The sequence below is a fragment of the Anaerovorax odorimutans DSM 5092 genome (assembly GCF_000426305.1).
GTDB classification, from domain to species: domain Bacteria; phylum Bacillota; class Clostridia; order Peptostreptococcales; family Anaerovoracaceae; genus Anaerovorax; species Anaerovorax odorimutans.
Genome location: NZ_AUFC01000019.1, coordinates 17,717 through 42,706, shown reverse-complemented (window position 1 = coordinate 42,706; position 24,990 = coordinate 17,717). Strand labels below are relative to the sequence as shown.

26 protein-coding genes and 1 tRNA gene are annotated in these 24,990 nt (G+C 29.3%); 15 read left to right on the top strand and 12 right to left on the bottom strand.

Features of this window, described 5'->3' with window-relative positions:
• Positions 1–6 precede the first annotated feature (6 nt).
• Entirely contained in the window at positions 7–1,971 is a 1,965-nt protein-coding gene (locus tag K292_RS16510; RefSeq protein WP_037372869.1) for an LTA synthase family protein, read from the top strand.
• 95 nt (positions 1,972–2,066) lie between these two features.
• On the opposite strand, the gene K292_RS16505 is transcribed toward K292_RS16510, so the two are convergent.
• The 4 genes from K292_RS16505 to K292_RS0108290 all read right to left on the bottom strand — a co-directional run bounded on the left by K292_RS16505 (position 2,067) and on the right by K292_RS0108290 (position 5,188).
• Positions 2,067–2,384 carry an ArsR/SmtB family transcription factor gene (locus tag K292_RS16505; RefSeq protein ID WP_051280537.1) on the bottom strand — a complete coding sequence of 106 codons (318 nt, stop codon included), beginning with the start codon at positions 2,382–2,384 and terminating at the stop codon, positions 2,067–2,069.
• Positions 2,385–2,473: 89 nt separating this feature from the next.
• On the bottom strand, positions 2,474–3,433 hold the full coding sequence (locus tag K292_RS16500) for an HlyD family secretion protein (RefSeq protein WP_051280535.1): 960 nt from the start codon (positions 3,431–3,433) through the stop codon (positions 2,474–2,476).
• 14 nt (positions 3,434–3,447) lie between these two features.
• Positions 3,448–4,464, bottom strand: a complete 1,017-nt coding sequence (locus K292_RS0108295) for an ABC transporter permease (protein ID WP_027399446.1) — start codon at positions 4,462–4,464, stop codon at positions 3,448–3,450.
• A complete protein-coding gene (locus K292_RS0108290) occupies positions 4,454–5,188 on the bottom strand; it encodes an ABC transporter ATP-binding protein (protein ID WP_027399445.1) in 735 nt (244 codons plus the stop codon). The genes K292_RS0108295 and K292_RS0108290 overlap by 11 nt, the downstream gene beginning before the upstream one ends.
• A 157-nt stretch (positions 5,189–5,345) precedes the next feature.
• Here K292_RS0108290 and K292_RS0108285 point away from each other — a divergent pair, with 157 nt between their 5' ends.
• Both K292_RS0108285 and K292_RS0108280 read left to right on the top strand, forming a co-directional pair.
• Positions 5,346–5,909 (top strand): TetR/AcrR family transcriptional regulator, encoded by a 564-nt coding sequence (locus tag K292_RS0108285; RefSeq protein WP_027399444.1) that lies wholly within the window; start codon positions 5,346–5,348, stop codon positions 5,907–5,909.
• 25 nt (positions 5,910–5,934) lie between these two features.
• Positions 5,935–6,630 carry a DNA alkylation repair protein gene (locus tag K292_RS0108280; protein WP_027399443.1) on the top strand — a complete coding sequence of 232 codons (696 nt, stop codon included), beginning with the start codon at positions 5,935–5,937 and terminating at the stop codon, positions 6,628–6,630.
• Positions 6,631–6,633: 3 nt separating this feature from the next.
• Here the strand turns inward: K292_RS0108280 and K292_RS0108275 are convergent, their stop codons facing one another.
• Together K292_RS0108275 and K292_RS0108270 are read right to left on the bottom strand one after the other, a co-directional pair.
• Positions 6,634–7,101, bottom strand: a complete 468-nt coding sequence (locus K292_RS0108275) for a methylated-DNA--[protein]-cysteine S-methyltransferase (protein ID WP_027399442.1) — start codon at positions 7,099–7,101, stop codon at positions 6,634–6,636.
• A gap of 24 nt (positions 7,102–7,125) precedes the next feature.
• Positions 7,126–7,704 (bottom strand): TetR/AcrR family transcriptional regulator, encoded by a 579-nt coding sequence (locus K292_RS0108270; protein WP_051280533.1) that lies wholly within the window; start codon positions 7,702–7,704, stop codon positions 7,126–7,128.
• A 220-nt stretch (positions 7,705–7,924) separates the two neighbouring features.
• On the opposite strand from K292_RS0108270, the gene K292_RS0108265 reads away from it, so the two are divergent.
• From K292_RS0108265 to K292_RS0108245, 5 genes are read left to right on the top strand one after another with little or no spacing between them, the layout of a single operon-like run.
• Positions 7,925–9,250 carry a TolC family protein gene (locus tag K292_RS0108265; RefSeq protein WP_027399440.1) on the top strand — a complete coding sequence of 442 codons (1,326 nt, stop codon included), beginning with the start codon at positions 7,925–7,927 and terminating at the stop codon, positions 9,248–9,250.
• A 41-nt stretch (positions 9,251–9,291) separates the two neighbouring features.
• Positions 9,292–9,594 (top strand): hypothetical protein, encoded by a 303-nt coding sequence (locus tag K292_RS0108260; protein WP_027399439.1) that lies wholly within the window; start codon positions 9,292–9,294, stop codon positions 9,592–9,594.
• A 5-nt stretch (positions 9,595–9,599) separates the two neighbouring features.
• Positions 9,600–10,592, top strand: a complete 993-nt coding sequence (locus K292_RS16495; protein WP_051280532.1) for an HlyD family secretion protein — start codon at positions 9,600–9,602, stop codon at positions 10,590–10,592.
• Positions 10,593–10,594: 2 nt separating this feature from the next.
• Positions 10,595–11,761 carry an ABC transporter permease gene (locus tag K292_RS16490; RefSeq protein ID WP_051280530.1) on the top strand — a complete coding sequence of 389 codons (1,167 nt, stop codon included), beginning with the start codon at positions 10,595–10,597 and terminating at the stop codon, positions 11,759–11,761.
• Positions 11,758–12,918, top strand: coding sequence for an ABC transporter permease (locus tag K292_RS0108245; protein ID WP_027399438.1), 1,161 nt, complete (start codon positions 11,758–11,760; stop codon positions 12,916–12,918). Before K292_RS16490 ends, K292_RS0108245 begins: the two co-directional genes overlap by 4 nt.
• 1 nt (position 12,919) lies before the next feature.
• On the opposite strand, the gene K292_RS0108240 is transcribed toward K292_RS0108245, so the two are convergent.
• Positions 12,920–14,098: a cation diffusion facilitator family transporter gene (locus K292_RS0108240; RefSeq protein WP_027399437.1), complete on the bottom strand. Its 1,179-nt coding sequence runs from the start codon at positions 14,096–14,098 to the stop codon at positions 12,920–12,922.
• Positions 14,099–14,463: 365 nt separating this feature from the next.
• On the opposite strand from K292_RS0108240, the gene K292_RS0108235 reads away from it, so the two are divergent.
• Positions 14,464–15,129 (top strand): HAD family hydrolase, encoded by a 666-nt coding sequence (locus tag K292_RS0108235; RefSeq protein ID WP_051280528.1) that lies wholly within the window; start codon positions 14,464–14,466, stop codon positions 15,127–15,129.
• Between the two features lie 15 nt (positions 15,130–15,144).
• On the opposite strand, the gene K292_RS0108230 is transcribed toward K292_RS0108235, so the two are convergent.
• On the bottom strand, positions 15,145–15,399 hold the full coding sequence (locus tag K292_RS0108230) for a TIGR03905 family TSCPD domain-containing protein (RefSeq protein ID WP_027399435.1): 255 nt from the start codon (positions 15,397–15,399) through the stop codon (positions 15,145–15,147).
• 190 nt (positions 15,400–15,589) lie between these two features.
• Between K292_RS0108230 and K292_RS0108225 the strand changes: the two genes are divergently transcribed.
• Together K292_RS0108225 and K292_RS0108220 are read left to right on the top strand one after the other, a co-directional pair.
• Positions 15,590–16,207: a superoxide dismutase gene (locus tag K292_RS0108225; RefSeq protein WP_037372859.1), complete on the top strand. Its 618-nt coding sequence runs from the start codon at positions 15,590–15,592 to the stop codon at positions 16,205–16,207.
• 37 nt (positions 16,208–16,244) lie between these two features.
• Entirely contained in the window at positions 16,245–17,030 is a 786-nt protein-coding gene (locus K292_RS0108220; RefSeq protein WP_037372858.1) for a YlmH family RNA-binding protein, read from the top strand.
• A gap of 240 nt (positions 17,031–17,270) precedes the next feature.
• Here the strand turns inward: K292_RS0108220 and K292_RS0108210 are convergent, their stop codons facing one another.
• On the bottom strand, positions 17,271–18,011 hold the full coding sequence (locus K292_RS0108210; RefSeq protein ID WP_027399432.1) for an NYN domain-containing protein: 741 nt from the start codon (positions 18,009–18,011) through the stop codon (positions 17,271–17,273).
• Between the two features lie 224 nt (positions 18,012–18,235).
• On the opposite strand from K292_RS0108210, the gene K292_RS0108205 reads away from it, so the two are divergent.
• A complete protein-coding gene (locus K292_RS0108205) occupies positions 18,236–19,633 on the top strand; it encodes an N-acetylmuramoyl-L-alanine amidase family protein (RefSeq protein WP_027399431.1) in 1,398 nt (465 codons plus the stop codon).
• 87 nt (positions 19,634–19,720) lie between these two features.
• Here the strand turns inward: K292_RS0108205 and K292_RS0108200 are convergent, their stop codons facing one another.
• Complete coding sequence (locus tag K292_RS0108200; protein ID WP_084145945.1) at positions 19,721–21,313, bottom strand: peptide chain release factor 3; 1,593 nt, start codon at positions 21,311–21,313, stop codon at positions 19,721–19,723.
• A gap of 217 nt (positions 21,314–21,530) precedes the next feature.
• On the opposite strand from K292_RS0108200, the gene K292_RS0108195 reads away from it, so the two are divergent.
• Complete coding sequence (locus tag K292_RS0108195; protein WP_027399429.1) at positions 21,531–21,980, top strand: hypothetical protein; 450 nt, start codon at positions 21,531–21,533, stop codon at positions 21,978–21,980.
• A gap of 113 nt (positions 21,981–22,093) precedes the next feature.
• On the opposite strand, the gene K292_RS0108190 is transcribed toward K292_RS0108195, so the two are convergent.
• Both K292_RS0108190 and K292_RS0108185 read right to left on the bottom strand, forming a co-directional pair.
• Positions 22,094–22,169: transfer RNA gene (locus K292_RS0108190), tRNA-Lys, on the bottom strand.
• Between the two features lie 282 nt (positions 22,170–22,451).
• Positions 22,452–23,792, bottom strand: a complete 1,341-nt coding sequence (locus tag K292_RS0108185; protein ID WP_027399428.1) for a radical SAM protein — start codon at positions 23,790–23,792, stop codon at positions 22,452–22,454.
• Between the two features lie 173 nt (positions 23,793–23,965).
• Here K292_RS0108185 and K292_RS18610 point away from each other — a divergent pair, with 173 nt between their 5' ends.
• The gene (locus K292_RS18610) at positions 23,966–24,103 is read left to right on the top strand and encodes a hypothetical protein (protein ID WP_156900505.1); all 138 of its coding nucleotides are present in this window, start codon (positions 23,966–23,968) and stop codon (positions 24,101–24,103) included.
• 420 nt (positions 24,104–24,523) lie between these two features.
• Entirely contained in the window at positions 24,524–24,982 is a 459-nt protein-coding gene (locus tag K292_RS0108175; RefSeq protein ID WP_027399427.1) for a hypothetical protein, read from the top strand.
• Positions 24,983–24,990 lie beyond the last annotated feature (8 nt).

Below are 24,990 nucleotides of genomic sequence, written 5' to 3'. Positions count from 1 at the left end.
GATAAAATGAAAAGGTTTTTTGAAAAGTATTTGCACAATTCAATTGCTTTATGTATAGTATTAGCAATTGTTTTAAATTTTTTAATAGAAACAATAAGCAGACATTCAGCATTAAAGTGTTTAGAATATATTATTGGATCTCCCATGACCTTTTTCTTCAATTCTTTTATTATATTTGTAACATTTTCTGTTGCATTTTTAGTGAAAAGAAGGATTTTTATATATGTGATTGTTTCTACAATATGGATGGGTCTTGGCATTACAAACGGAGTGATTTTAGATACGAGAATGACACCTTTTACGGTTAAAGACCTTGCTTTAGCTGATGCAGGGCTGGCTTTAATTACGAATTATTTGAGTGTATCTGAGATAATTACAATAATAGCCAGTTTTGTGGCAGTTGCAATTATCTTAATACTTATATATATTTTTGCACCAAAACATAAGCAAAAGATTGATTTTAGAAAATCCATAGCAGGAATATTTGCTCTTGTTATTTTAATGGCCGGAGCTACTAATCTAGCAATTGATAGAAATTGGGTTTCTATATACTTTGGAAATTTAGGCTATGCATACAGAGATTATGGTTTTCCGTATTGTTTTGTAAACACTTGGTTAAATACCGGAATTGATTCACCAAAAGGTTACTCATCTGATACAATTTTAAGTATATTTGATCCTGATGAACTTTCTATGAATCAAACTAAGGAAAATAATAATGACAGTAAAGATTTCCCCAATATTATAATGTTACAGCTGGAATCTTTCTTTGATCCTACATACGAAAAGAATTTGACTTTCTCTCAAGATCCTGTTCCGTATTTCAGGGAATTAAAAGAGAAATATTCATCAGGATTTTTAACGGTACCATCTATTGGAGCAGGCACTGCTAATACAGAATTTGAAGTATTATCAGGGATGAGAGTAAGATTCTTTGGTCCCGGAGAATATCCGTATAAATCTATATTAAAAAAATCAACTTGCGAAACCCTTTGTTATGATTTGAAAAATTTAGGATATTCAGCACATGCTATTCATAACCACAGAGGTGCTTTTTACGGAAGAAATATAGTCTTTCCAAAGATGGGATTTGATACATTTACTTCTCTTGAATATATGAATAATGTTTCTAAAACTGCTAAAAATTGGGCAAAGGACGATGTTTTAACAGGAGAAATAAAATCGGCATTAGATTCTACGGAGGGTAAAGATTTTATATATACTATATCAGTACAAGGACATGGCCAGTATCCAACAAAAAAAATGATAGATAATCCATCAGTTACTGTTTCAGGAATAAAGACAAAAGGAGAAACTTATGCTTATGAATATTATTTAGAACAGATACATGAGATGGATCAATTTATAAAACAATTAACGGATATGCTGTCAAATTATAATGAAAAGACAGTTTTAGTAATGTACGGAGACCATCTTCCACCGCTTACTATTTCAGATAATGATTTAAAAAACGGTAATGTTTATCAGACCCAATATGTTATTTGGAGTAATTTTAATATGAAGGCCATAGATAAAGATCTTTATGCATATCAGCTTGGTTCGGAAGTTTTAAACAGGCTTTCCATACATGAAGGTGTTTTAACTAAATATCATCAAAATCATAAAGAAGATAAAGATTATATGGAAAATTTAAAAGCTTTGCAATATGATATGCTTTATGGTAAACATTATATATACGGTGGAGAAAATCCATTTAAACCCACTGATCTAAAAATGGGTGTAAATGATATAAAGATTGATGAAGTTGTGGAAATTGGCGGAAAATACTATATAAGAGGTCAATATTTTACTCCTTTCAGTAAAATCTCAATGGACGGAGAAGTATTAGATACAATATTCTTAGGTCCAACTATATTAGGATTATTAGAAGACGTGGATCCAGATGACGTAAGTAAAATGAAAGTCAGTCAAGTAGAAAAGAATAAAGAGATTTTAAGTACAACAGAATAAAATATTAATAAAAATAAGCAAGCAAAATATTTGCTTGCTTATTTAAGTTAAAGAAATACACTTATATTAAATTAAAAATTTCATATAAAAAAGCGTCATTCAAATTTTTTTGTTGCATCTAAATATTTCATTAAGATTCCAATATTAGCATAATATATGGAATATTTATCATCTTTTTTTACTTCTATAAGACCTGCCTGTACAAGCTTTTTTATGTGTTGGGAAATAGTAGCCTGGGAGTAATCAAAGGCAGCAACAACATCTTTATTACATACTCTTGTTCTTTCTCTGTTACATTTCATAATAAATCTGTATATTTTTATTCTTGCGGGATGTGCTAAGGCATCAGATACTTTTGCAACTAGCAGTATTTCTTCTTCCTGCATATCATCAGCTTCTTTTCTAAGTCTCATTTTTTGCTCCTTTTTTATAATTTAAATAATCGTTTATTGCCGATTTACTTTTAAATTATAAAATATATTACATTTTTCGTCAAGAATCTCTACTTAGAAAAAATAATCTCTGCTTTTTCTCCAGGTTTTAATTTAGTATCTTTAGAAAGAAGTAATTTTATTTTTACGCTTTCTTTATTTTTATTGGCAGTAGTTTGAAAATCTTTAGGAGTATACTCACTTGTAACATCAATATATCTTACCTTAGATTTTTGAATTTTTCCTGAGTATTTAAAAGATATATTTTGATCATATTGTATTTTATTAATAAGTTCTTTTGGTAAATAAAAGACAAGGTATTTTTCATCATCCACTGAAATATCAGCTAAATTATATCCCGGTGAAATAATATCACCTAACACGTAATTTTTAGACATAACAATACCGCTTTTTGCTGCTGTTATAGTATATTTTTCTAATTTTTCTTGTGCTTGTTGAATTTGATTTTCAATATTTTCAATATCTAATTGCATTGTTGATTCAGATAAATTGTTTTCGGCATTATTAAGTTTTGCTTTTGCTGTATCAACAGAATAAGAAGCTAAGTCTGAAGAAAGTTTCGCATTTTCTAATTCGTTTTTTGAAATGGCTCCATCATTATAAAGAGATAATGCTCGTTCATAATCTTCCTGTGCTTTTTCTGCTTCAGCATTGGCAGTATTATAATTGGAATTTGCTATATTTATTTCATTTTGTGCGCTATTATTTTCATTAGTATTTTTTTTCATATCATTAAGAGATAGTATTGTTTTTTCTAAATTTATTTTAAGCTGTTTAAGAGAGTATTCATAATCAGCTTTATCTATAATTGCAATAATATCACCCTTATTAATATTTTGTCCCAGTTCTATAGGCATTTCTATAATCTTACCTGATACTTCCGATGTACTAGGAAGCATGGTTGCTTCCACTTCAGCTGTCAATTTAATATTGTTTTTATTTAAAAAGAGTACTATTAATATAGCAATTACAATTAATAGAACAATTAAAATAAATATCTTTTTTTTCATTTCGATACCTCCATTTAAATTCTTCGATATTTTTTTAAGAGTAAAGTATTCATTATAATAAATACAGAACTGAAACCTATTAGTATTAAAATATCTAATGTAATATAAGAAAAACCATTACCATTAATCATTACTTGATTTAGAGCGTCTGCCACATAATAAAGGGGCATAAATTTACCGATAAAACTCCAAGTGGGGGAAAGATCAAATAAACCTGAAAAAAATATTTGAGGAACAATAATTATAGGAATAAATTGAACCATTTGAAATTCACTAGCAGCAGCTGTGGAAATTAAAATCCCTAAAGTTAAAGCTGTCATAGCAGACAATAATGTAATTAACAGAACAAGCCAGATTGATCCTACCATCATAACATCTAAAATATATACTACAAATAGAGTAATTAAAAGCGATTGAAATATTGTAAGTATACCAAAGCCTATTGCGTAACCACATACAATTTCAAATCGTTTAATAGGTGTAGATAAAAGTTTCTCTAAAGTTCCGGTAGTTCTTTCTTTAAGAAATGATATCCCCGAAATCAAAAATACAAAAAAGAAAACTAAAATTCCTATTAATGCTCCTCCGAAGTTATCAAACATAGCTAGATCTGATGAGCCATATACATAATTAACTTCTGTTTTCAAGTCAGGTCTGTTTTGAGTTTGATTCAATTTTGAAGCTTCTAAAATTGTAAGAACAGCATTTGATTTCTGAGAATTACTTCCATCAATATTAATATTTAATTTTCCGCTGATCATATTGACTGTGGCTATAATATCTCCATTTTCTAAGGCTTTCTGGCTTGAATTTTCATTATATCTAATTGTTTTTATATTATTTTTATATAAATTTTCAACATAATTTTGGGGTGCATTAATTATACCCACTGTAAAATCTGTATCAGACGTATCTAAAATGAGGTATACGAGAGTTAACATGAGAAGAGGTGCTGCCAATACTAGCATTAAAGTTCTTTTATCATGTTTAAGCTGAGTTAATATACGTATCGCGATGATTTTACTCTTCAATTTCTCCACCTCCATAATAAATAAAGGCTTCTTCAATACTTTTCACCCCTATTTGTTTTTGCAATTCTGCAGGTGATCCTTGTGCAATTAAAAGACCATCTCTCATCATGGCTAATTGATGGCATTTTTCTGCTTCATCCATAACATGGGTTGTGACTAGTATAGTAACACCGGCAGATGTCATTTTATATAATTCATTCCAAATACTTTTACGTAATAGTGGATCAATACCAACAGTTGGTTCATCTAAAATCAGTACTTTAGGATTGTGAATAATGGACATAGCAAGAGAAAGCCGTCTTTTCATTCCTCCTGAAAAGGCCTTTACAGGTTTATTCATGTGGTCCGAAAGATTTACTAAATCCATCACTTCTATTAATCTTTTTTTTACTTCTTTAGAATCCATGTTGTAGAGAGAAGCAAAAAAAGCTAAGTTTTCCGCAGCAGACATATCCGAATATAATGCATCTGATTGTGCCATATAACCAATTTTATTCATTAATAAAAGCTTTGGCATTTTTTCCCCGAGAACAAATGTATCTCCGCTACTTGATTCTGTAATTCCAGATATTATTTTTACCGTTGTAGTTTTTCCACATCCAGAAGGACCAAGAAGCCCAAATATACAGCCGTAAGGAACATTAAAAGAGATATTCTTCAATACTTGTTTATTTCCAAAATATTTATTTACTTTATCTAAAACAATACAATCAGAATTATTCATAAATTATATAGTCCTTTCTTTTAAAATACCCCTTGATAACCAACAACATATTGTAATAATATTAGAATATCCTAAAAAGCATAAAATTAAAATAAACAATAATATAAAATATGTTGGATGTAAATGAAAATAAAGGAAAGAAGGTGTTATTTTACAGATGGATTCACAAAAAGTGGTAATTACTAAAAATAAAATAAAAAATGCTTTTTTTCAAATTTATGAAGATAAAAAATTAGAAAAAATAAGTATTAAGGAAATAACAGATTTAGCAAATTTAAATAGAGGAACTTTTTATGTTTATTATAAAGATATTTATGATTTATTAGAAAAGATAGAAAATGAATACTTTGAAGAAATAAAAAAGAGAGCGGATTTTATAATATCTGCATTAATCAGTGGAGATGAGATTAAAATTCCTGATTTTAAATTTTTGCAAAAAAATAAGAAATATATTAAAATTTTATTAGGTAAAAGCGGCTCACTTATGAATTATAAGATAAAGACATTAGCAAAAAATATATTAAAAGAAAAAGTTTCTTACACAGATAAAGACAAAGGAACAAAATTAGATTATGTATTGGAATATATCGCTTCTGCACAAATTGGGTTAATAATTTATTGGATACAAAATGACTTAGAATTTCCAATTGAAGACTTAATATTGCTTGTAAGAAAAGTAAGCTTAAATGGGCCGATTACATATGTAAAGCAATTAAATTGATTTTATAAAAATAGAAAGGTATAAAATGAAAAATAAAATAAGGAAAAAACTTACAGAATTAGTTGATGAAAAATATAAAAAATTTCATAGTGGTTTAATCCCTGGAATTAATAATCTTTTAGGAGTACGTATACCTGATCAAAGAAAAATTGCGAAAGAAATGGTTAAAGGTGATTGGAAAATTTATTTAGATAAAAATTTAATAGATTATAAGGATGAATATTATGAAGAAATTATGATACAAGGTCTTATAATTGGAAATGCCAAAATGACTATTGGAGAAATGCTGAAATATACTGCTGATTTTATTCCTAAGATAAATAATTGGGGTATATGTGACAGCTTTTGCAGCAGTTTGAAAAAAACTAAGAAACACAGAAAAGAAGTATGGGAATTCTTACAGCCCTATTTGAAATCAAATAAAATCTTTGAAATCCGTTTTGGTGTTGTTATGCTATTAGATTATTATATAGTTGATGATTATATAGATCAGGTATTGATTACATTAGATATAATAAAAAATGATGGATATTATGTAAAAATGGCAGTTGCATGGGCACTTTCAGTTTGTTATGTAAAATATCCAGAGAAAACTATTATATATTTAAATAATAATAATTTAGATGATTTTACGTATAATAAAGCTTTGCAAAAAATAATTGAATCTTTACGGGTGGATAAAGATTCAAAAGATTTAATCAGAAGTATGAAAAGAAGCTAAAATTTATTTGTATTTTTTTTCTAGATTCAACAGATAACTTTTTATATGTAATCCACCGGCATATCCGATTAATGAACCATTTGAACCGATAACACGATGACACGGAATAATAATAGCTATAGGATTTCTGTTATTTGCCATGCCAACAGCACGGCAGGCTTTTGGTTTGCCAATCATAGCAGCAATTTCTTTATAGCTCCTTGTTTCTCCATATGGAATTTGTAAAAGAGCTTGCCAATCTTTTTTCATAAACTCAGTACCAGCTGGAGCTAAAGGTAAATCAAACTCCTTTCGCTTCCCGGAAAAGTATTCTTCAAGTTGTTTTTTAGCTTCTTTTAATAATGGAGTTTCGTTTATTATATATTCATTATTAATATCAAGATCTTGAAAAAAAAGATTATCTATATAACCATTTGATTCTGTGATACCAATATTACCTAATGGTGAATTATAAAAAATAATATTTCCCATAAAATACCTCTCTGATTTTAATAATTAAGTATCTAATTTTGCGAAACGCTGTAAAGCATGCTTCATGTTATCATGAGTTGTAATAGTAATTAAATGTACTAATTCTTCAGGCGACTCTTTCATTCCATCACGTAACCAATTTTCCACTAAACCTGCGAAAGCAACAGTATAAAAATGAGCAATAAAATTTTTATGGTAATCAGACACAGTTAATCCTTCAGCTAATTCATTAACAATAGTTAATGAAAAGCTGTAAATATCATTATAAAAAAATTGTTTTAAATGGTCATGACCTAGTGAATTTAAAGTACAAAGAGCAATAGCTTCATTTTTTTGAATATATCTTAAAAGTAGAATAAGACCATCATCCCATGTCAAGCAGCTATCATTTTGTTTTAAAAGAATAAGAGCTTCTTGATGATACATCCACGCAAGAAGATCATAAATATCATGAAAATGATAATAAAAAGTTTGACGATTTACACCACAATCATCAGTAATCTCTTTTATGCTGATTTTATTTAAAGGCTTTGTCGCCATTAATTTTTTTAATGACTCAGCCATTATTTTTTTTGTCATTTCAGTTAAAACAGAACTTGCCACAATACACCTCCTAATTTATTAATACTATTAATTTTAAATCTTCATGTAATAGTATAAAGAATATCAATATTATTGTAAAGATAATCGTTAATTGTTAGACAATTCATATTAAATGTTTAAGTTTTAGACAGCCATAAAACACTGTAGATTTCAATAATTACTATAAAAACATATAATAAAAAAGTGCTTATAAGACATCAGAAAAAGGAGACGAAAATTAATGAAAAGAATATTATGTGCAGGTATAGCAACTCTCTTAATTTTCAGTAGCAGTTCTATGGTTTTTTCATTAGAACCTAAAACTGAGACCACAGAAACTTCTACAGAAAATAGTACAGAAGATAACACAGAAAATACCTCGAAGAGTGCCATTACCTATAACTTAGATTTTAGTGAAGATGAAACTAAATTGTCATTAGATGAAGCAAAGAAATTAATGATAACAAGCAGTTCGGGAATTGAGACGGCAAAGATAAATTTAGCAGGAGATAAGGCAAAAACGGAAAATTATTACCATACCATATCCAATATACGAAGACTTGAAAACGCATATAATGGGCTAGATTATGCATTATCTAAGATGGCAGTTCAAATGTCACAGCCGGGGTATACTCCTACAGTGGAACAACAAATTGGATATATAACCGCAAAGCAGAAATATGATGAATTATATTCACCATCCAAAACGCAGAAAGATATGGCTAGATTGGCGGCAACCTTTGCAAAAGATCAAAGTCAGCGAAATTATGAAGCGGCTTTAAATTCTATTGAATCAGAAACTATTAAGACTTACTTTCAAACATTACAGGCAAAAGATGCATTAAGAATTTATAAGGATAATGTAAGTGTACAAGAAACAATTTTAAAAAATACAAAAATACAAAAAGAAGTAGGCACTTTAGCTAAACAAGATGTATTATCAGCAGAAGTTGCTTTAGATCAAGCTAAGCTTGACTGTGCAAATATGGAAAAAACTTATTCCTTAGCAAGAATGTCGCTTAATAAATACTTTGGATTTGATTTAATGAAAAATGTTACATTAATTGATAATTTAAGCAACGTAACGCCAAGTGAGATTCCTTTAGATACTGCAATAAAAGATGCAGAAAAGAATAGAAATGAAATTTTGGCAGCAGATTTTTTAAAGGAATTAAAGACACTTAATTTAAAAGAAGTAGGTAGTAATTACTCACAAAGTGGTCCTGATTATTTACAAGCAAAAGCAGAACTTATGTCTGCTGAAAAAACAAGCAAGGATGCACCTCTTCTTATTGAAATGGATGTAAAAAATAAATATATGACTATGAAAAATGGAGCGAAACAAATTGAAGTTGGAAAGTTGAATGTTGATAAGGCTAAGGAAACATTTCGATTGGCACAACTTACTTATAATGCAGGTATGCTGACATTGCCAGATATGCAATCGGCACAGTTAGGTGCTTTCAAAGCAGAATTAGAATATTCAAAGAGCCTTCTTGAATATCAGCTTGCAATCATGGATTATGAAAAATCAATGACAGTGGGAACTTATACTGTACCGTTATAAATTATTAAAAAAGTAACCTTAGAAGGAGATAGGGGATAAAGATGATTGATGGTTTATATAAAATTACATTAAAAAGTCCATTGGGATTAAAATACGGAAAAATGATTATAGAATCACAAGATAATGAATTAAGTGGTACTTTAGAAATATTGAATAATATAAATCAAATTAAAGGTAGGATACTTTCCGTAGATGATTTTGAGATTTATGGTGAAATAAAAACTCCTGTAGGTCATGTCAATTATAAATTAGAAGGTAAAATGATTAAAGAGGATTTTAAAGGTATAGTAAAATCTTCAAAAGGATTAATGAAATTAAAAGGCGATAAACAAGGAAAGGAATAACATATATGGGAAATAGTGATGTAAGCAAAGTAAAATCGTTTAATAAAAAGAAGTTATTTATTTTTAGTATTATTGTTTTAGTTATTGCTTTATGTTTGGTTTATTTTTTAACAAATAAAGATATATCAGAAGATGAAGAATTAATTGTACAAGGCAGTTTAGAAACCACAGAGACTGATTTAAATTCAAAATTAGCAGGTATTGTTGATCAGGTACTGGTTCAAGAAGGTGACAAAGTAAAGAAGGGAGACACACTTATAGTTATTTCCAGCGATACTATTGAAGCTAAGAAAAAACAAGCTGAAGCAGCAAAGCTCGCAGCAGAGGCACAAGCCGAGAAAGCAGCAAATGGTGCGAGAAGTCAAGAAGTTGCACAAGCAAAAGCAGCATATGATTATGCAGAAAAAACTTATAACAGGATAAAAACACTTTATGATGAAGATGCCATACCTGCGGCTAAATATGATGAAATATATGCACAATATATTTCTGCAAAACAAACATATGATATGGCTGTTCAGGGTGCAAGAGAGGAAGATAAATTGGCAGCAAATGCACAAGTTGCACAAGCAGATGCTGCAATTGCGGAGGTGAACTCATATCTAGAAGATGCAGTAATCAAAGCCTCTATGGACGGAACGGTAACTTCTTTAAATGTAAATCAAGGAAATCTTATCTCTACAGGAATGCCCTTGTTAACGTTAACAAGCGATGAGAAGCCTTGGGTAGAAATAAATGTAAAAGAAACAGATCTTTCAATGGTTAAGGAAGGAAAAGAAGTAAAAGTGACATTGACAGCTTATCCCGGTGAGGAATTTAAAGGAGTAGTAAAAAACATTAATAAAAATCCGGACTTTGCAACGAAAAGAGCTACAAATAATAATGGAGATTTTGATATACTTTCTTATGGTGTAAAAATTGAACTTTCAGATATGGAACAAGAAGTATATCCAGGGTTAACTGCAATGGTTGATCTAGGGAAAAAGACCGGTGAATAACAATGAATAATAAAATTGATAATATACGAAAATATTTTTATCTTTATAAGAAAAGGCATCCTAGACTGGTTATGACAATTCTTATGTTTATTATTATTCCTCTTGCTACAGGTACTATATTAGGATATGAAATGAGTGATAATGTGGCATCTTCCATACCTACTGTAGTAGTTGATCATGATAATTCTGATTTTAGCAGAGATTATTTAAGATATATAGACGAAAGTGAATCTTTTAATATTATAGAATATGCACAAAAAGATGAAAGAGTAGAGCAATTGATAGAAGAAAGCAAAGCTTTTGTAGGAGTTATAATACCCCAAAATTTTTATTCAGATATGATAGAAGGAAAAGCACCTAAAATTCTTAATATATATGATGGTTCCACAATGGCGGTTGTTGGTGTATCGAAACCATCTATGACGGAAATTGTTATGACGGTAAAAGCTGCTTATATGAAGAAAATTTATGAAGGAAAACAATCCGTTGTACCTACACAAGTTATGAATCAGGTTGTTCCAATTCAAGTTACTTATAGAGAATTGTACAATCCTACTAGAAATTTCAGAAACTTTTTGCTTCCGGGGATGTTAGTGGGATTAATTCAAGTAGGGATTGCCATAATGGGATCGGAAAGAGGTTTTGAAAATCAAAGGAAAGAAATCTCTTTTTTATCTAATATTAAATTAATTATTGGTTGGGGTTTTATGGGAGCAATTTCAATTTTCCTATGCCTAATAGTTCAATTCTTATTTTACGATATGCCGTATAAAGGAACTTTAGCTGGAGGAGTTTTATTAACTATATTGTTTTCTATATGTATCACAGCATTAGGATATATTGTAGGATCTTTTCTCAGCGATAGAACTTTTGCTACTCAAGTTTCAGCTTTAACTGTACTGCCTACTACGTTTTTAGGAGGGTATACTTGGCCGGTTATAGGTATGCCAGTAGCATTTCAATGGATATCAAAATTTCTTCCCTTTACTTATTATGGTGATGCGGTAAGAGAATTATGTTTAAGGCCCATGGAATTTCATCATTTATTACCTGATATGATTTTTATGGTAAAATTTATAATAGCAGAATTACTCATACTGTATCTGGTTAAACGTTTTACAACCCACAAAGAAGAAATGGAAGAAGATGAGTGGGGGGTAGTATTATGATTATGTTTGATAATTTTAAAGAATGGTTTAAACGTGTAAAACCATATTTCATTTTACTTTTTATACCAATATTATTTACACTTTTATTTGGTGAGGCTATGAGTCCAATTTTTGTAGAGGATATTCCTATAGGAATTTATGATATGGATAATTCTCCTTCATCAAAGGATGTGATAGATCAATTTTATGATTGTCCTGTTTTTGATATTGAAAAAAATTATGACGATATGAAAAAGTTGGAAGAAGATTTAATGATGAGTCGTATAAGAGGAGCTGTAGTTATTCCAAAAGAATTTGGCGAAGATTTAAAAGGTAAAAAGGGAGCAGAAGCATTAGTTTTAATTGATTCTACTAATATTGTTATAGGTAATAATCTTAAAGCTTTTGCAGTTACTGTTTTTTCTACCATAAATGCAGGTATACAGCTTAAAACCCTTGAAGCGGGGGAAATGGTTCCATATCAGGCGGAGCAGAATATATATACTTTAAGTGTTGTAGATAGAACACTTTATAATCCTCAAGTGGGTTATCTTTATTATTTATATGCAGGATTTTTAGCAATTTTAATTCAGCAGTCATTTCTATCAGTAACACCTTCAATTTTACTAATGGAGAAATCTAGATTAAAAAAATTACCTGAGGATCCGAGAGTCAAAAAAGTACAAGTGGCCAGAATGTCAAGAGTAATAGGAATGTATGCTGTTGTAAGCATGATTAGTATGCTGGCTTGTTTGTTAATCGTAAATAAACTATATAGTTATCCATTGTATGGAAGCTTATGGCTTACTTTATTATTACATGTGATCTTTATTGCTTGTTTGGTAGGTGTTTCTTTAGTAATAGCGGCTATTTTTGATGATGTTACCCATTGTGCGCAATTTACCATGTTTCTCACTATTCCTACTCTTTTAAGCTGTGGTTACAGCTGGCCTGAATATATGATGGCAAAGGGTTTTGCGCCTGCTATGAAAGCTTTATGGCCGTTGTATTATTATAGTAATCCCTTAAAGGATATAATGTTAAAAGGCGTAGACTTTGAAGTAATAGGACATTATGTTATTGGTAGTATTATTTTTGCTGCTGTTTGGATTCCTGTAGGTTTATTGTTCTATAATCATAAGTTAAAAATTATAAGACAAATCGAGAGAAAAATATAATTTAATTATCATTTTTCACATAATATTTATCAAAAGTTATTACAGCAAAATACTTTGGATTGATGTCTTTTATCTTTTTTTCAAGAGTTTCCTTCAATTCCAATTGTGTTAATTTGCATTTTGAGGATATAACCACATCAAAGACAATATTTGTATGAGTATAGCCAGATACAATTCTAAGATCATGTATATCAAGGACTCCCACAATGGGCTCAATTATATTTTTAATTTTTTCTTTAAGTTCAAACACTAGGGGGTCTTTGGTATCTACAGGATCCATATGGGCAACAAGGTTGATCTTCAAATCCTTATTTACACTTTTTTCAATATTATCTATAATATCATGACTGGCGATAAGATCACCGTATGCATCTACTTCAACGTGAACAGAGGCAAATATTCTGCCGGGTCCATAATCGTGAACTGCTAAATCATGTATTCCCAATACTTCATCATAGGAATTAATTCTTTTTTCTATTTCATTAACGAGTTCTGAATCAGGAGCCTGACCGAGAAGGGGACTGGAAGTTTCTTTAATAAGCTGTATACCTGAATACATTATAAATAAGGCTACAAGACAGCCCATATATCCATCTAGTTGAAGATTTGTGAGCCTGGCGATAATAATACTGATCAATACAGCACTGGTGGCAATTACATCATTTTTACTGTCAGTACCTGTTGCTTTTAAAGCAGAGGAGTTAATTTCTTTTCCTGTTTTAATATTAAACAAACATTGCCAAATTTTAATCAAGATAGATATTATTAAAATTATAACAGTAATAATACTAAATTTTAGAGGGTCAGGATGTAATATTTTATCAAAAGATGATGTTAAAAGTTTAAATCCTAAAATTATTATTATAAAAGATATAAAAAGTCCTGTTAAATATTCTATTCTTGCATGACCGTAGGGATGTTCCTCATCTTCAGGCATCGCTGCCAATTTAAAACCTATTAACGTAATTATTGAAGAAGAAGCATCAGCTAAATTATTAATACCATCTGCAATGATAGCTATACTACTTACAAAAAATCCAATTGATAGCTTCATTATACATAAAAGTAAATTAGAAAAAATACCAACGGCACCAGCAAGTTTTCCATAGCTTTCTCTGACTTTAGGATCTTTAACATTTTCATAATTTTTTATAAAAGTTTTTATTAATAACTTTCTCATAAATCCTCCTTTTAAATACCTAAATTTTCATTTATTGTTTAATTGTAACATACTTTTTATTTTGTATGAAATATTGCTTTAGAATATTGATGGATATTAATAGTCAATAGCATTAAGAATATCAAATTACCAATATATGAAATTAGAAAGCTTTAATTTCGTAATTTAATCTTTTTTATTCCTGTTTAACCCATTATAAAAATATGATAAAATAAAAGTATAAGATTAGCATAAGCTGATTTGTTTCTACCATATTATTATGACTAGATAAAGTACGATAATAATTTGCACTTTTTTATAAAATATATTAAGCAATTATTTAAAAAATTAATAGATAATAAGACGATTGGAGTAAAGTATTAGAAATGGATACATACAAAATGAAATTTAATACTATAATCTTTGATTTGGACGGTACACTTCTTAATACAATAGATGATTTAGTGGAAAATGTTAATCTAGTTTTAAAACAGCAAGGCTATCCTGTAAGGACATTTACAGAGATTAAAAGTTTTATAGGTGATGGAATTTTTATGTTAATCACAAGAGCTTTGCCTAAAGATTCAACTAGGCAGGAAATTCTAAGATGCTTTGATATATTCACAAATTATTATTTAACAAATATGTATAATCATTCAAAACCTTATGATGGAATTATTGAACTGTTAAAAGAATTAAAATTACGCAATATTAAAACAGCTGTTGTTTCTAATAAATTAGATCAAGCAACCCAAAAAATGTGTCAACATTATTTTGGAGATTTAATCTCTGTTGCTATTGGAGATAATAAAGAAAGAAAAAGGAAACCGGAACCGGATAATGTACTGGAAGCCTTAAAACAGATTGGATCGACTCAAGAAGAATCTGTTTATGTTGGTGATACAAAAATAGATGTGGAAACAGCAAGAAATTCAAAATTACCTGTAGTAGGTGTATCATGGGGATATAGGGGAAGAGATGAGTTGTCAGAAGCCAAGGCAGACTATATTATTGATGAGCCATGGCAGTTATTAGAATATATGATAAACTAAATAAGACAAGTGTTATTACTTGTCCTGTTTAGATATTTCGTTTAAAGCCCTTGCAAATTGATCTGGACATGAAGTTGATTTATGACCACAGGTTATTCCTGATAATTTTTCTTTAATTTCATCCATTGTCATTCCTTCAGTTAATTTTGCAATTCCTTTTAGATTCCCGTTGCATCCGCCTTTAAAACTTACATTCTTCACTACTTTTCCATCAAGTTCAAATTGGATATAAGAAGAGCAAGTTCCTTTGGTTTTATATGTGTAAGTCATTTTTATTCCTTTCCTTAAAAATACTTATAGATCAATTAAAACTAGTCTATTATTATATACCATGAATATTTTTGACATAAACAGTTTTTAAATTAATTATTCTATAATTAAGAATTCATTTATTCTTAAAATCATAAAATAAATGTTAGGAGCTGAAAATAATATTTTTTAACAGGGAAGGGAGAACATTATGGAATGTAAAGAAATAGCATATGAACCGTTACCTTATGCTTATAATGCATTAGAACCATATTTAAGTGAGGAATTGTTAAGAGAACATCATGATGTGTTATATAAAAAGTATGTAGACAATTTAAATAAGGTTATAAAGAACAATCCTGAGCTGTGTGGGTTATCAAGTGAGCAGTTAATATTGATGCTGCCTAATTTACCTGCTGACATTTCCAAGGCAATATATAATTTTGCTGGTGGAGTATATAATCATCAACAATATTTTGAAATGATGACTCCACCTCCAAATGAAAGACCGACGGGAGAGTTAATGGCAGTAATAAATAAACATTTTGGAAGTTTTGATAATTTTCAGGAAGCTTTTAAACGTAAAGCTATGCAAGTATTTGGATCAGGATGGACGTGGCTTGCAGTAAACCAATCAGGTGAATTGGAAATTGTAAATACTACAAATCAAGGAACTCCATTTTCTCTGAATATGGCACCCATTATAGGAATTGATATTTGGGAACATGCGTATTGTATTCAATATAAAGCAAATAGATCAGATTATATTGGTGCCTGGCTTAAAGTAGCAAACTGGAAAAAAGCTTCAGAAATGTTTGCCGGGTATTAATTAAAAAAATATAGAAGAATAAATTTAGAGGTTTATAATGAGAGAAGATGAAATATTAACGGCATTGATAGAAGATAAAATAGAACAATGTGGTGACTATTATATGGTCACCAATTCTTCTTTTTTAGATATAAGGCAAAGAAGTTTAGCTGAAACTGTATGCAGAAAATACAAAAATCAGAATTATATTTTCTACGGAGGATATATTGAGGCAGAAAGATGTATTGCTATGTTTCTTCCTGAGTATATTGATGCTTTTAATGAAGAGGAATTAAATAATTATTTTAAAGAAGAAAAAGAGAGTAATCCTCTTACAGTTCTAAGAATAACACATAATAGTTACAAACAGCTTTCACATAGGGATTATTTAGGATCTTTATTAGGGCTTGGTATTAAACGTGAAATGATTGGAGATATATTGGTAAATGAAAGTGGAGCAGATGTAATTGTATTAAAAGAAATCAGCAATTTTTTATTAATAAATTTTAATAAAACAGGAAATATAAATGTTGAACTGGAATTAATTTCAGCAGAAGATATAAATATTCCAAAAGCGAGAATCGAAGAAAAAAAGGACACCGTAGCATCCTTACGTTTAGATAATGTTATAGCATCAGCTTTTAATTTAAATCGCACAAAATCATGTGAGGCAATTAAAAGCGGTATAGTATTTATAAATGGTCTCCAAATTAATAAGCCTGACCGTATCATTAAAGAAGGGGACAAGCTGGTATTACGCGGAAAGGGAAAAGTAATTTTAAAAAGTATAAGCGGGGTCACCAGAAAAAATAGAATTTTAATTGTTATTAAAAAATATATTTAATTCTTATTATTTTTTCTTATTCTTCATCTACAGTCATTCTAATTGCGCTTAATACAATAGTTGCTGCACCTACACATGTTGAAACTACTCCAAGGACAAAGGTTGCTCTTGCTAATGCTTTCATTTGTAATTCCTCCTTTATATTTTGTGAATTTATATACATGTATATATTATAACATGTATATATGGAAGTTAAAAGAAATTCTGGCAACATAGATTTCATTATTTAGAATTATAAATTTATTTTTCTTTTACATATATTAATTTAATATTTGAACCGCTAACTTTATCTGCTCTTATTTCAAATAAATCTAATGATTTGATAAAAGGTGTAAATTTAGTATAACCAAAATTTCTAACATCAAAATCAGGATATCTTTTCTGAAGCTTATTTCCAATATCCCCTATAAACATCCATTCGTCTTCATCGGAATTTTCTTTGACTATAGTAATAATTGAATTCTTTATTTCATCAAAACGCTTTCTCTTATAATCTTCCGAGTTATTTGACAGAGGTTTTTTAGATGTTAATTTTGGTTCATTTGCTAAAGATATTAAATCTAAATATTTAAATTTATTACAAGCAGAAATAAAAGCTTTTGGAGTTTTACTTTCACCCATTCCAACTACATTCATGCCAGATTCTCTTAATCTGGAAGCTAATCTTGTAAAATCACTGTCACTGGAAACTAGGCAAAATCCTTCTACATTCCCTGAATATAGTATATCCATAGCATCTATAATCATTGCAGAATCGGTAGCATTTTTTCCTGTGGTATAACCGTATTGTTGAATTGGCGTTATAGAATGCTCCAATAATACTTTTTTCCATGTGGAAAAACATGGTTTTGTCCAATCTCCGTAAATTCTTTTATAAGTTGCTACCCCATCGTTGGAAATCTCATCTAAGATAATTTTTACATATCTATCTGAGATGTTATCTGCATCAATTAAGACAGCATATCTTTTGTCATTTTGCATATTATCAATTACTTCTCCTTTAATCCAATAAATGTTATTATAAAATAACTATAACATGAGTTTGTTATTTTAACAAATGTCATCTTTCAATTATTTAAGTAATCTTTCAATTATATTACATTATTAAGGCAATATTGTAAAAATAGTAGACAAACTATGATAAAAAGTCATAAAATATACTAATAAACGTTAATAATTGTCAAAGGGAAAAGGGTCGATTGAAAATGAATAAAAAAAGGATTATACTAACTGTAATAGTTTTAGCGGTACTTTTAATAGCCAGCTGTATAAGTGTATATGCACAAGATAATTCTATAATATTGCAAATTGATGGGGAAAAAATTACTACGGATGTAGCACCTGTAATAAAAAGTGACAGAACATTAGTCCCTGCCAGAGCTGTTTTTGAAGCAATAGGAGGAACTGTATATTGGGAGAAAGAAAAACCCTCAGATATTGGAATTGAATATAAACAAAAACGTGTTGATTTAAAAATAAATTCAAATATTGCATATGTAGATGGGGAAAAAAAGATTTTAGATGTACCGGCACAGCTAGTTAATGATAGAACTTTGATACCAGTACGTTTTGTTTCTGAATCATTAAAGTTTGATGTGGAATGGGATGGTAAAACCAGAACGGTTTCTCTTATATCACCATCAGAAGGAAAAGAAAATGAACAAAAAGACAATGAAGATAAATCTAATGAGTTATTGGGAGAAATCACGGGAATTAATTTTGCAGAGAATGATAATAAACATAGAATTACAATAACGGCAAATGAACCTATTTTACAATATTCACAAGACACCCTGACAAATCCAAATAGATTTTTTATAGATATTTCTAACTTTGGATTGAATACCAAAGTTACAGATATAACAGTTGATAATGCAATTTCTGTTATAAAAAATGTTCGTTCCGGCTTTGATGAAAATGAAGGGAGAACTCGTATTGTTGTTGATCTAAAGGAACTGACAAATCCGGTTATATCTTTTTCCCAAGATAAAAAAAGTATATATTTGGATTTTGCAAAATTAAAATTTGACCCTATGGGAGACGGTAAATTAGTTGTTATGCTTGATCCGGGACATGGGAAATCAACAGCAGGCAAGAGAAGCTGTGATGAATCACTTATGGAATATGAATTTAACCGTGATATAGCAAATCGAATACGTCCGCTTTTAGAAGCTGAGGGGATAGAAGTATTATTTACAGTAGAAGATGATACAGATCCATCTTTAAAAGACAGGTGTTCAGTTGCAAATACTTCTGATGCAGATATATATGTAAGTATTCATGCAAATGCTTTTGGAAATGGTGATTGGAATAAAGTAAAAGGTTGGGAAATTTATGTTTATAAAAAGGGTGGTATTGCTGAGGAACTAGCAAAATCAATTCAAGATGAAACTATTAAAAGTGTAGATATACAAAACAGGGGTCTTAAAGAAGCAGAGTTTTATGTCATAAAATATACTGATATGCCGGCCGTACTCATAGAACATGGTTTTTATACAAATTTGGAAGAAGTAGAATTATTAAAATCTCCGGAATTTAGACAGAAATTGGCAGAAGCTGATGCTAATGGAATTATTAATTTCTTTAAACCTTATAAAGAATAAAACTAAATTAAATTTATTAATAAATTACATAATATAAAAGTCTCGCTATTAGTAACGAGACTTTTTGTTTTTTATAATAAAATGTTTTTAAGCATTAAATGTTTGATTAACTGATAGAGGTTCGATTAATTCTATATCATTAAATCGTTCAACAAAATAGTTTAGTGTAAATTGATTAGCAAATAAAATAAGAGGTCTTTCAAAATGGTCGAAAACTAACATGCAGCGAGAGTCTAATTTACTTTTTAATGCTTTTAGATCGTCTGTTTTAACCCAACGAGCTATGGTGAAGTCTAAACTATTCATACGAATATCAGCATTGTATTCATTTTTTAGACGATATTCAAAAACTTCAAATTGCAGAGCACCTACAGCACCAAGTATTACTTCATTATATTCATTTTTATAAACTTGAATAGCACCTTCTTGTGCCAGCTGTGATACACCCTTTTGAAAATGTTTAGCCTTTAATGAATTAATAGGGCTTACAAGGGAAAACAATTCGGCAGGGAAGGTTGGAAGTGGTTCAAAAAATATTTTTTCTTTACTTGTTGTTAATGTGTCACCAATTTGATAAGTTCCTGTATCATATATTCCTATTATATCACCTGCATAAGCTTTATCTATTGTTTCACGCTCATTAGCCATAAGATGTGTTGATTGAGTAAGCTTTATAGGTTTTCCTGTTCTTGTGAGTGTTACTGTCATACCACGCTCAAAAGTTCCTGAACAAATACGTAAAAATGCAAGTCTGTCTCTATGTGCAGGATTCATATTGGCTTGTATTTTAAAAATAAATCCATTAAAAGTATCATCGCCAGGATCAACTTCGCCCGTTAATGTTTTTCGCATGCCAGGAGCAGGAGATATATCAAGAAAATGATTTAAAAATGTTGTTACTCCAAAATCTGCTAATGCAGAACCAAAGAAGACAGGAGAGAGCTTTCCTTCTTTTATCTTATCTAGATCATACGTATTGCCTGCACCATCAATCAATTCAATTTCATTTCTCAAATTATCCAAGTTATTAGAGTATAAAAGTTCGTCCAATTCTTTGCTGAAAACACCTTCTTCTCCAAGTTTTATTGATTTATTTTTACGAAATAGATGAATTTCATTTGTTAAACGATCATAAATGCCTTCAAAATCAGGACCATTGCCTATCGGCCATGTTACTGCAACAGAAGGCAGACCTAGTACTTCTTCCAATTCTTCCATAGATTCCAATGGATCTTTTGATAAGCGATCAAGCTTATTTATAAAAGTAAAGATTGGGATACCACGCATACTACATACTTTAAACAGCTTTTTTGTTTGAGCCTCAATTCCCTTCGCCGCATCAATAACCATAACAGCACTATCTACAGAAGTCAAAATACGATAAGTATCTTCTCCGAAATCGTTATGACCGGGAGTATCCATGATTGATATTACTTTATCTTTATAGTTAAACTGCATTACAGAGGAAGTTACTGAGATTCCACGTTGTTTTTCTATTTCCATCCAATCAGATGTGGCGGATTTTGAGTTTTTTCGAGCTTTAACCGTACCTGCCTCGCGAATAGCTCCGCCATGCAGTAATAGCTTTTCCGTAAGTGTGGTTTTTCCTGCATCTGGGTGGGAGATAATACCAAAAATACGGCGTTTTTGATATGCAGATATTAAATCTTGATTTATCATTTATTTTTTTATTATCCTTTCTAATACAGATTATATTATTTTAACAGAAAAGAGTTTTTTATGCAATAAATGTAATTATTGATATTCTCATTCCATATTTATTATAATTTTATTAAAATTATTGACAGTGTATTATAACATATAGTACACTTTGACTGTTAAGCAAATAATAAAAAGAGATTTGGGAAAACTATTTCGTAGTAAGGGGATTAATGATATGAGAAAATTTAAACAGTTACAAATAACTAATAGCTTAAATATAATTGCAGTAATTTATGCTGTTTTAATCATTTGGCTGGGAGATTACATATTATTTGTTCTTGCAGGGGATAATTATAATTTTATAGCTGAGTTTATTCCTAGAGTAGTAAAAACATTTTTAATATATTTACCTTTTGGTTTATTTTTTAAATTTACTAAGAATACTTTAAAAATAAAAGATATATTTCACGGACTAATTCCGTCATGCTTAGTAGGATGGATTGTTTCAATTTTTCTTTGGGGATGTTATTATTATGAAAATTTTACTTACATCATTTATGATAAGATTGGTGAAGTAAATATAGGCATGGAAATTTTATTATTAATCTCTCCAATTATTGTTACTTTATTAATGTTTGGGGTTTATTTTATAAGTAATAAAATTTATAGAAATATATATGAATGAGTTTCTTTTTATGAATAAATTTATACTGTGAATTTTTTATGAATTTTTTTTAATATTACATAATTATAAAATTAAAAAAACCTTGAAATCATGTAGTTTCAAGGTTTTTTATTTGGTACACCATCAGGGGTTCGAACCCTGGACACCCTGATTAAGAGTCAGGTGCTCTACCAACTGAGCTAATGATGCATAATATCCTGCTTTTAGGAACATTTAAAATAATAACATATAGAGTATAAGCTGTCAACAAATATTTTCAATAACAATAGCAAAAAAATACAACTTTAAAATATTAAAAGATAAATAAAAAATTAAACAGGAAAATATAAAATTTTTTTATTATATACCTTTATCCAACAATATATTATATACCTTTTTAAATTCTAAAGTATTTTAATAGTGCAAAAAAAATAAGACAAAATATTTGTCTTATTTTTGTAACATTATATAATACTCACAATTTATAAAAAACTATTTATCCCAAAGTTTGTCTGCAATTTTTTCCCAATTATTTGCAGTTTCAATACATTTATTTGTTAATTCATCAACATCCTCAGGATTTTGAAGGTCAGTAGATGAAGCACCTGATTTATGTACCATATCAGCTAGTCTTCCCACATTATCTAAAAGAGGGCACGGTCTTAAATGATTTTCATTAAAAGGCTGGTTTTGTCTATACTGCATAAATAATGGAGATTGTAGAGCTTCAAGTAAAGTTTTTTCTTTAATATTAGAGTCTGCATAATGGATAAATGCGCATGGCTCAATATCCCCATTTGCATTTATATGTAAATAGCAGCGCCCTCCAGCAATGCATCCATCTACGTATTCTCCGTCATTCCAAAAATCCATTGTAAAAATTGGTTTTTTACTTCGAAAGTCTCTTACTTGGTGGTACATGTATTCACGTTGCTCGGCAGTTGCCATTAAATCAGTAACAGCATCTGTACCTACAGGCATATATGTAAAAATCCATCCGAATTTGCAGCCTCTTTTTATCATTTCATCAAAATAAGCTTCACTTCCAATTATTTCAGCATTTTGTCTATGATAACAAGTAGAAAACCCAAACGGAAGTTTCTTAGCTTTTAATATATCCATGGCTTTAATAACTTTTGCATAGGTGCCTTTTCCTCTTCTCATATCGGTTTCTTTTTCAAAACCTTCTACACTGATTGCAGGAATAAAATTCTTAACCCTAAGCATTTCATCAGCAAAAGCTTCATCAATTAAAGTTCCATTAGTAAATGACAAAAAAACGCTGTCATTATGTTTTTCACACAGTTTTATAACAATATCTTTACGAACCAGTGGTTCGCCTCCTGTAAATATAAACATATGCATGCCAAGTTCTTTACCTTGCGTTATAATATCGTCAAGCATATCAAAGTCCATGGAAAGTTTATCACCATATTCAGCAGCCCAACAACCTGTGCAGTGTAAATTGCAAGCAGAAGTAGGATCCATAAGTAAAGTCCATGGAACATTACAATTATATTCTTTTTCAGCTTCATGTTTTCTTCGGCAGCCTAAAACTACAGAATTTACAATAAAATTTTCAAAAAGCTTTTTTCTAACGTCTTTATCTATATCAGTAAAAAGACTTTTCATAAGAATATTCCAATTATTATCAGGATCTGCTAAAGCTTTTCGAACAAGTTTCTCGGCAGAGGCAAAGCTTTTGTCCTTGTCAAGTTTTTCTACCCAATTTAATATTTTGGGGATATTTTCTTCTGGATTGTTATCCAAATAACCAATTATTTTTTTTAATCCAAATGCTTCAATTTTTTCTTTTACCTTTACCTTACTCACGAGAAATTCCTCCTTCTTTTTAGCTCATTACATCATATTCACTATTATTAATATTATCATTGATTAGACAAAAAATATTTAGACAAAGATAAAAATATGTATAAAAATTCCTAATTTTTCCTAGAATATATAAAATAGCATTGAACAAAATAATGATTAAGGAGGGATGAGAAATGAAAAAGAATAAAAAACAAAATACTGAAATGACAAATTCAACAAACAAATCTGAAGGAAAGAGCAGAAAAAACGCTAAGTCAAAAGCTACTAACAATGTACAGAATTGTGAAAACATGACTAATTCAGATTATTAGAATTATGAATTAATATCATTTAGTAAAATTAATAGCATGGAAACCTCGTAAAATTAAAAGCGCCAACTTTGGTTGGCGTCATGCTATTATATATTTTAAATCTCTCTTATAATATAGAGGGCGGGTTTTTCCCCGCTCTTTTTATTTATTAAAAAAATAGGAAATGTAAATTCAAAATTGATTCAATAATAAAAAATTTAGAATAAAAGCTGAAATACAAATAAAAATCTTTTGTATGATATATTCTTTGAGAATATTGTAAAAACATATCAAAATTAACTTTGAATTAACTTAATTAGTACTGAAAATACTTAAGATAGGGTTTTTTTGTTTTGATTTTATTTGTTATGATTGATATTAAGCTTTATGTGTATTATAATTATGAAAAGTGAATGAATTTTAGAAATTCGGGTACTACATATGGGCGAAAAAACAAATATTTTCATAAGTATAATTGAATATTTTAAAAATTTAGGCGTTCCATTATCAATTTTGATATTGATCGCTATTTTCATATTGATTATATTAGTTGGTTTTTTTTGGGTTATATTAAGACAAGCTAGACTGTGGTATTGGAAAGTAAATACACAGGTAGAAATTTTAAAAAATATAGAAGAAAAGGTAAATAGTGTAGAGTTAAAAGTATGTAATAAAGAAATACTACAGAAAATAGAACAAATATTGGAAAAACAACAGTATAAAAAAGAGATAAAATCAAATAAAGAATTTCTTGATATAGAAAATTATGACAATGAAAATGATTATATTGTTAAAAAAACAAAGGTAAAGCAGGTATTTCCTTCTAAAAAAGCAGAAAATATGGGAAAATCAGGCAGAGTTTATACAATAGAAGAATTGGAAAAACAAATAAAAGAATAAAGTTAGAT

What these genes read in the sequence shown, in the direction of transcription:
- K292_RS0108225 (WP_037372859.1), top strand. Translation starts at nt 15,590, where the DNA reads ATGGAATGTAAAGAAATAGCATATGAACCGTTACCTTATGCTTATAAT.
- K292_RS16490 (WP_051280530.1), top strand. Translation starts at nt 10,595, where the DNA reads ATGAATAATAAAATTGATAATATACGAAAATATTTTTATCTTTATAAG.
- K292_RS0108280 (WP_027399443.1), top strand. Translation starts at nt 5,935, where the DNA reads ATGAAAAATAAAATAAGGAAAAAACTTACAGAATTAGTTGATGAAAAA.
- K292_RS0108205 (WP_027399431.1), top strand. Translation starts at nt 18,236, where the DNA reads ATGAATAAAAAAAGGATTATACTAACTGTAATAGTTTTAGCGGTACTT.
- K292_RS16495 (WP_051280532.1), top strand. Translation starts at nt 9,600, where the DNA reads ATGGGAAATAGTGATGTAAGCAAAGTAAAATCGTTTAATAAAAAGAAG.
- K292_RS0108195 (WP_027399429.1), top strand. Translation starts at nt 21,531, where the DNA reads ATGAGAAAATTTAAACAGTTACAAATAACTAATAGCTTAAATATAATT.
- K292_RS16500 (WP_051280535.1), bottom strand. Translation starts at nt 3,433, where the DNA reads ATGAAAAAAAAGATATTTATTTTAATTGTTCTATTAATTGTAATTGCT.
- K292_RS0108275 (WP_027399442.1), bottom strand. Translation starts at nt 7,101, where the DNA reads ATGGGAAATATTATTTTTTATAATTCACCATTAGGTAATATTGGTATC.
- K292_RS0108230 (WP_027399435.1), bottom strand. Translation starts at nt 15,399, where the DNA reads ATGACTTACACATATAAAACCAAAGGAACTTGCTCTTCTTATATCCAA.
- K292_RS16505 (WP_051280537.1), bottom strand. Translation starts at nt 2,384, where the DNA reads ATGAGACTTAGAAAAGAAGCTGATGATATGCAGGAAGAAGAAATACTG.
- K292_RS0108290 (WP_027399445.1), bottom strand. Translation starts at nt 5,188, where the DNA reads ATGAATAATTCTGATTGTATTGTTTTAGATAAAGTAAATAAATATTTT.
- K292_RS0108265 (WP_027399440.1), top strand. Translation starts at nt 7,925, where the DNA reads ATGAAAAGAATATTATGTGCAGGTATAGCAACTCTCTTAATTTTCAGT.
- K292_RS0108175 (WP_027399427.1), top strand. Translation starts at nt 24,524, where the DNA reads ATGGGCGAAAAAACAAATATTTTCATAAGTATAATTGAATATTTTAAA.
- K292_RS0108260 (WP_027399439.1), top strand. Translation starts at nt 9,292, where the DNA reads ATGATTGATGGTTTATATAAAATTACATTAAAAAGTCCATTGGGATTA.
- K292_RS0108240 (WP_027399437.1), bottom strand. Translation starts at nt 14,098, where the DNA reads ATGAGAAAGTTATTAATAAAAACTTTTATAAAAAATTATGAAAATGTT.
- K292_RS0108285 (WP_027399444.1), top strand. Translation starts at nt 5,346, where the DNA reads ATGGATTCACAAAAAGTGGTAATTACTAAAAATAAAATAAAAAATGCT.
- K292_RS0108210 (WP_027399432.1), bottom strand. Translation starts at nt 18,011, where the DNA reads ATGCAAAATGACAAAAGATATGCTGTCTTAATTGATGCAGATAACATC.
- K292_RS0108200 (WP_084145945.1), bottom strand. Translation starts at nt 21,313, where the DNA reads ATGATAAATCAAGATTTAATATCTGCATATCAAAAACGCCGTATTTTT.
- K292_RS0108245 (WP_027399438.1), top strand. Translation starts at nt 11,758, where the DNA reads ATGATTATGTTTGATAATTTTAAAGAATGGTTTAAACGTGTAAAACCA.
- K292_RS0108220 (WP_037372858.1), top strand. Translation starts at nt 16,245, where the DNA reads ATGAGAGAAGATGAAATATTAACGGCATTGATAGAAGATAAAATAGAA.
- K292_RS18610 (WP_156900505.1), top strand. Translation starts at nt 23,966, where the DNA reads ATGAAAAAGAATAAAAAACAAAATACTGAAATGACAAATTCAACAAAC.
- K292_RS16510 (WP_037372869.1), top strand. Translation starts at nt 7, where the DNA reads ATGAAAAGGTTTTTTGAAAAGTATTTGCACAATTCAATTGCTTTATGT.
- K292_RS0108235 (WP_051280528.1), top strand. Translation starts at nt 14,464, where the DNA reads ATGGATACATACAAAATGAAATTTAATACTATAATCTTTGATTTGGAC.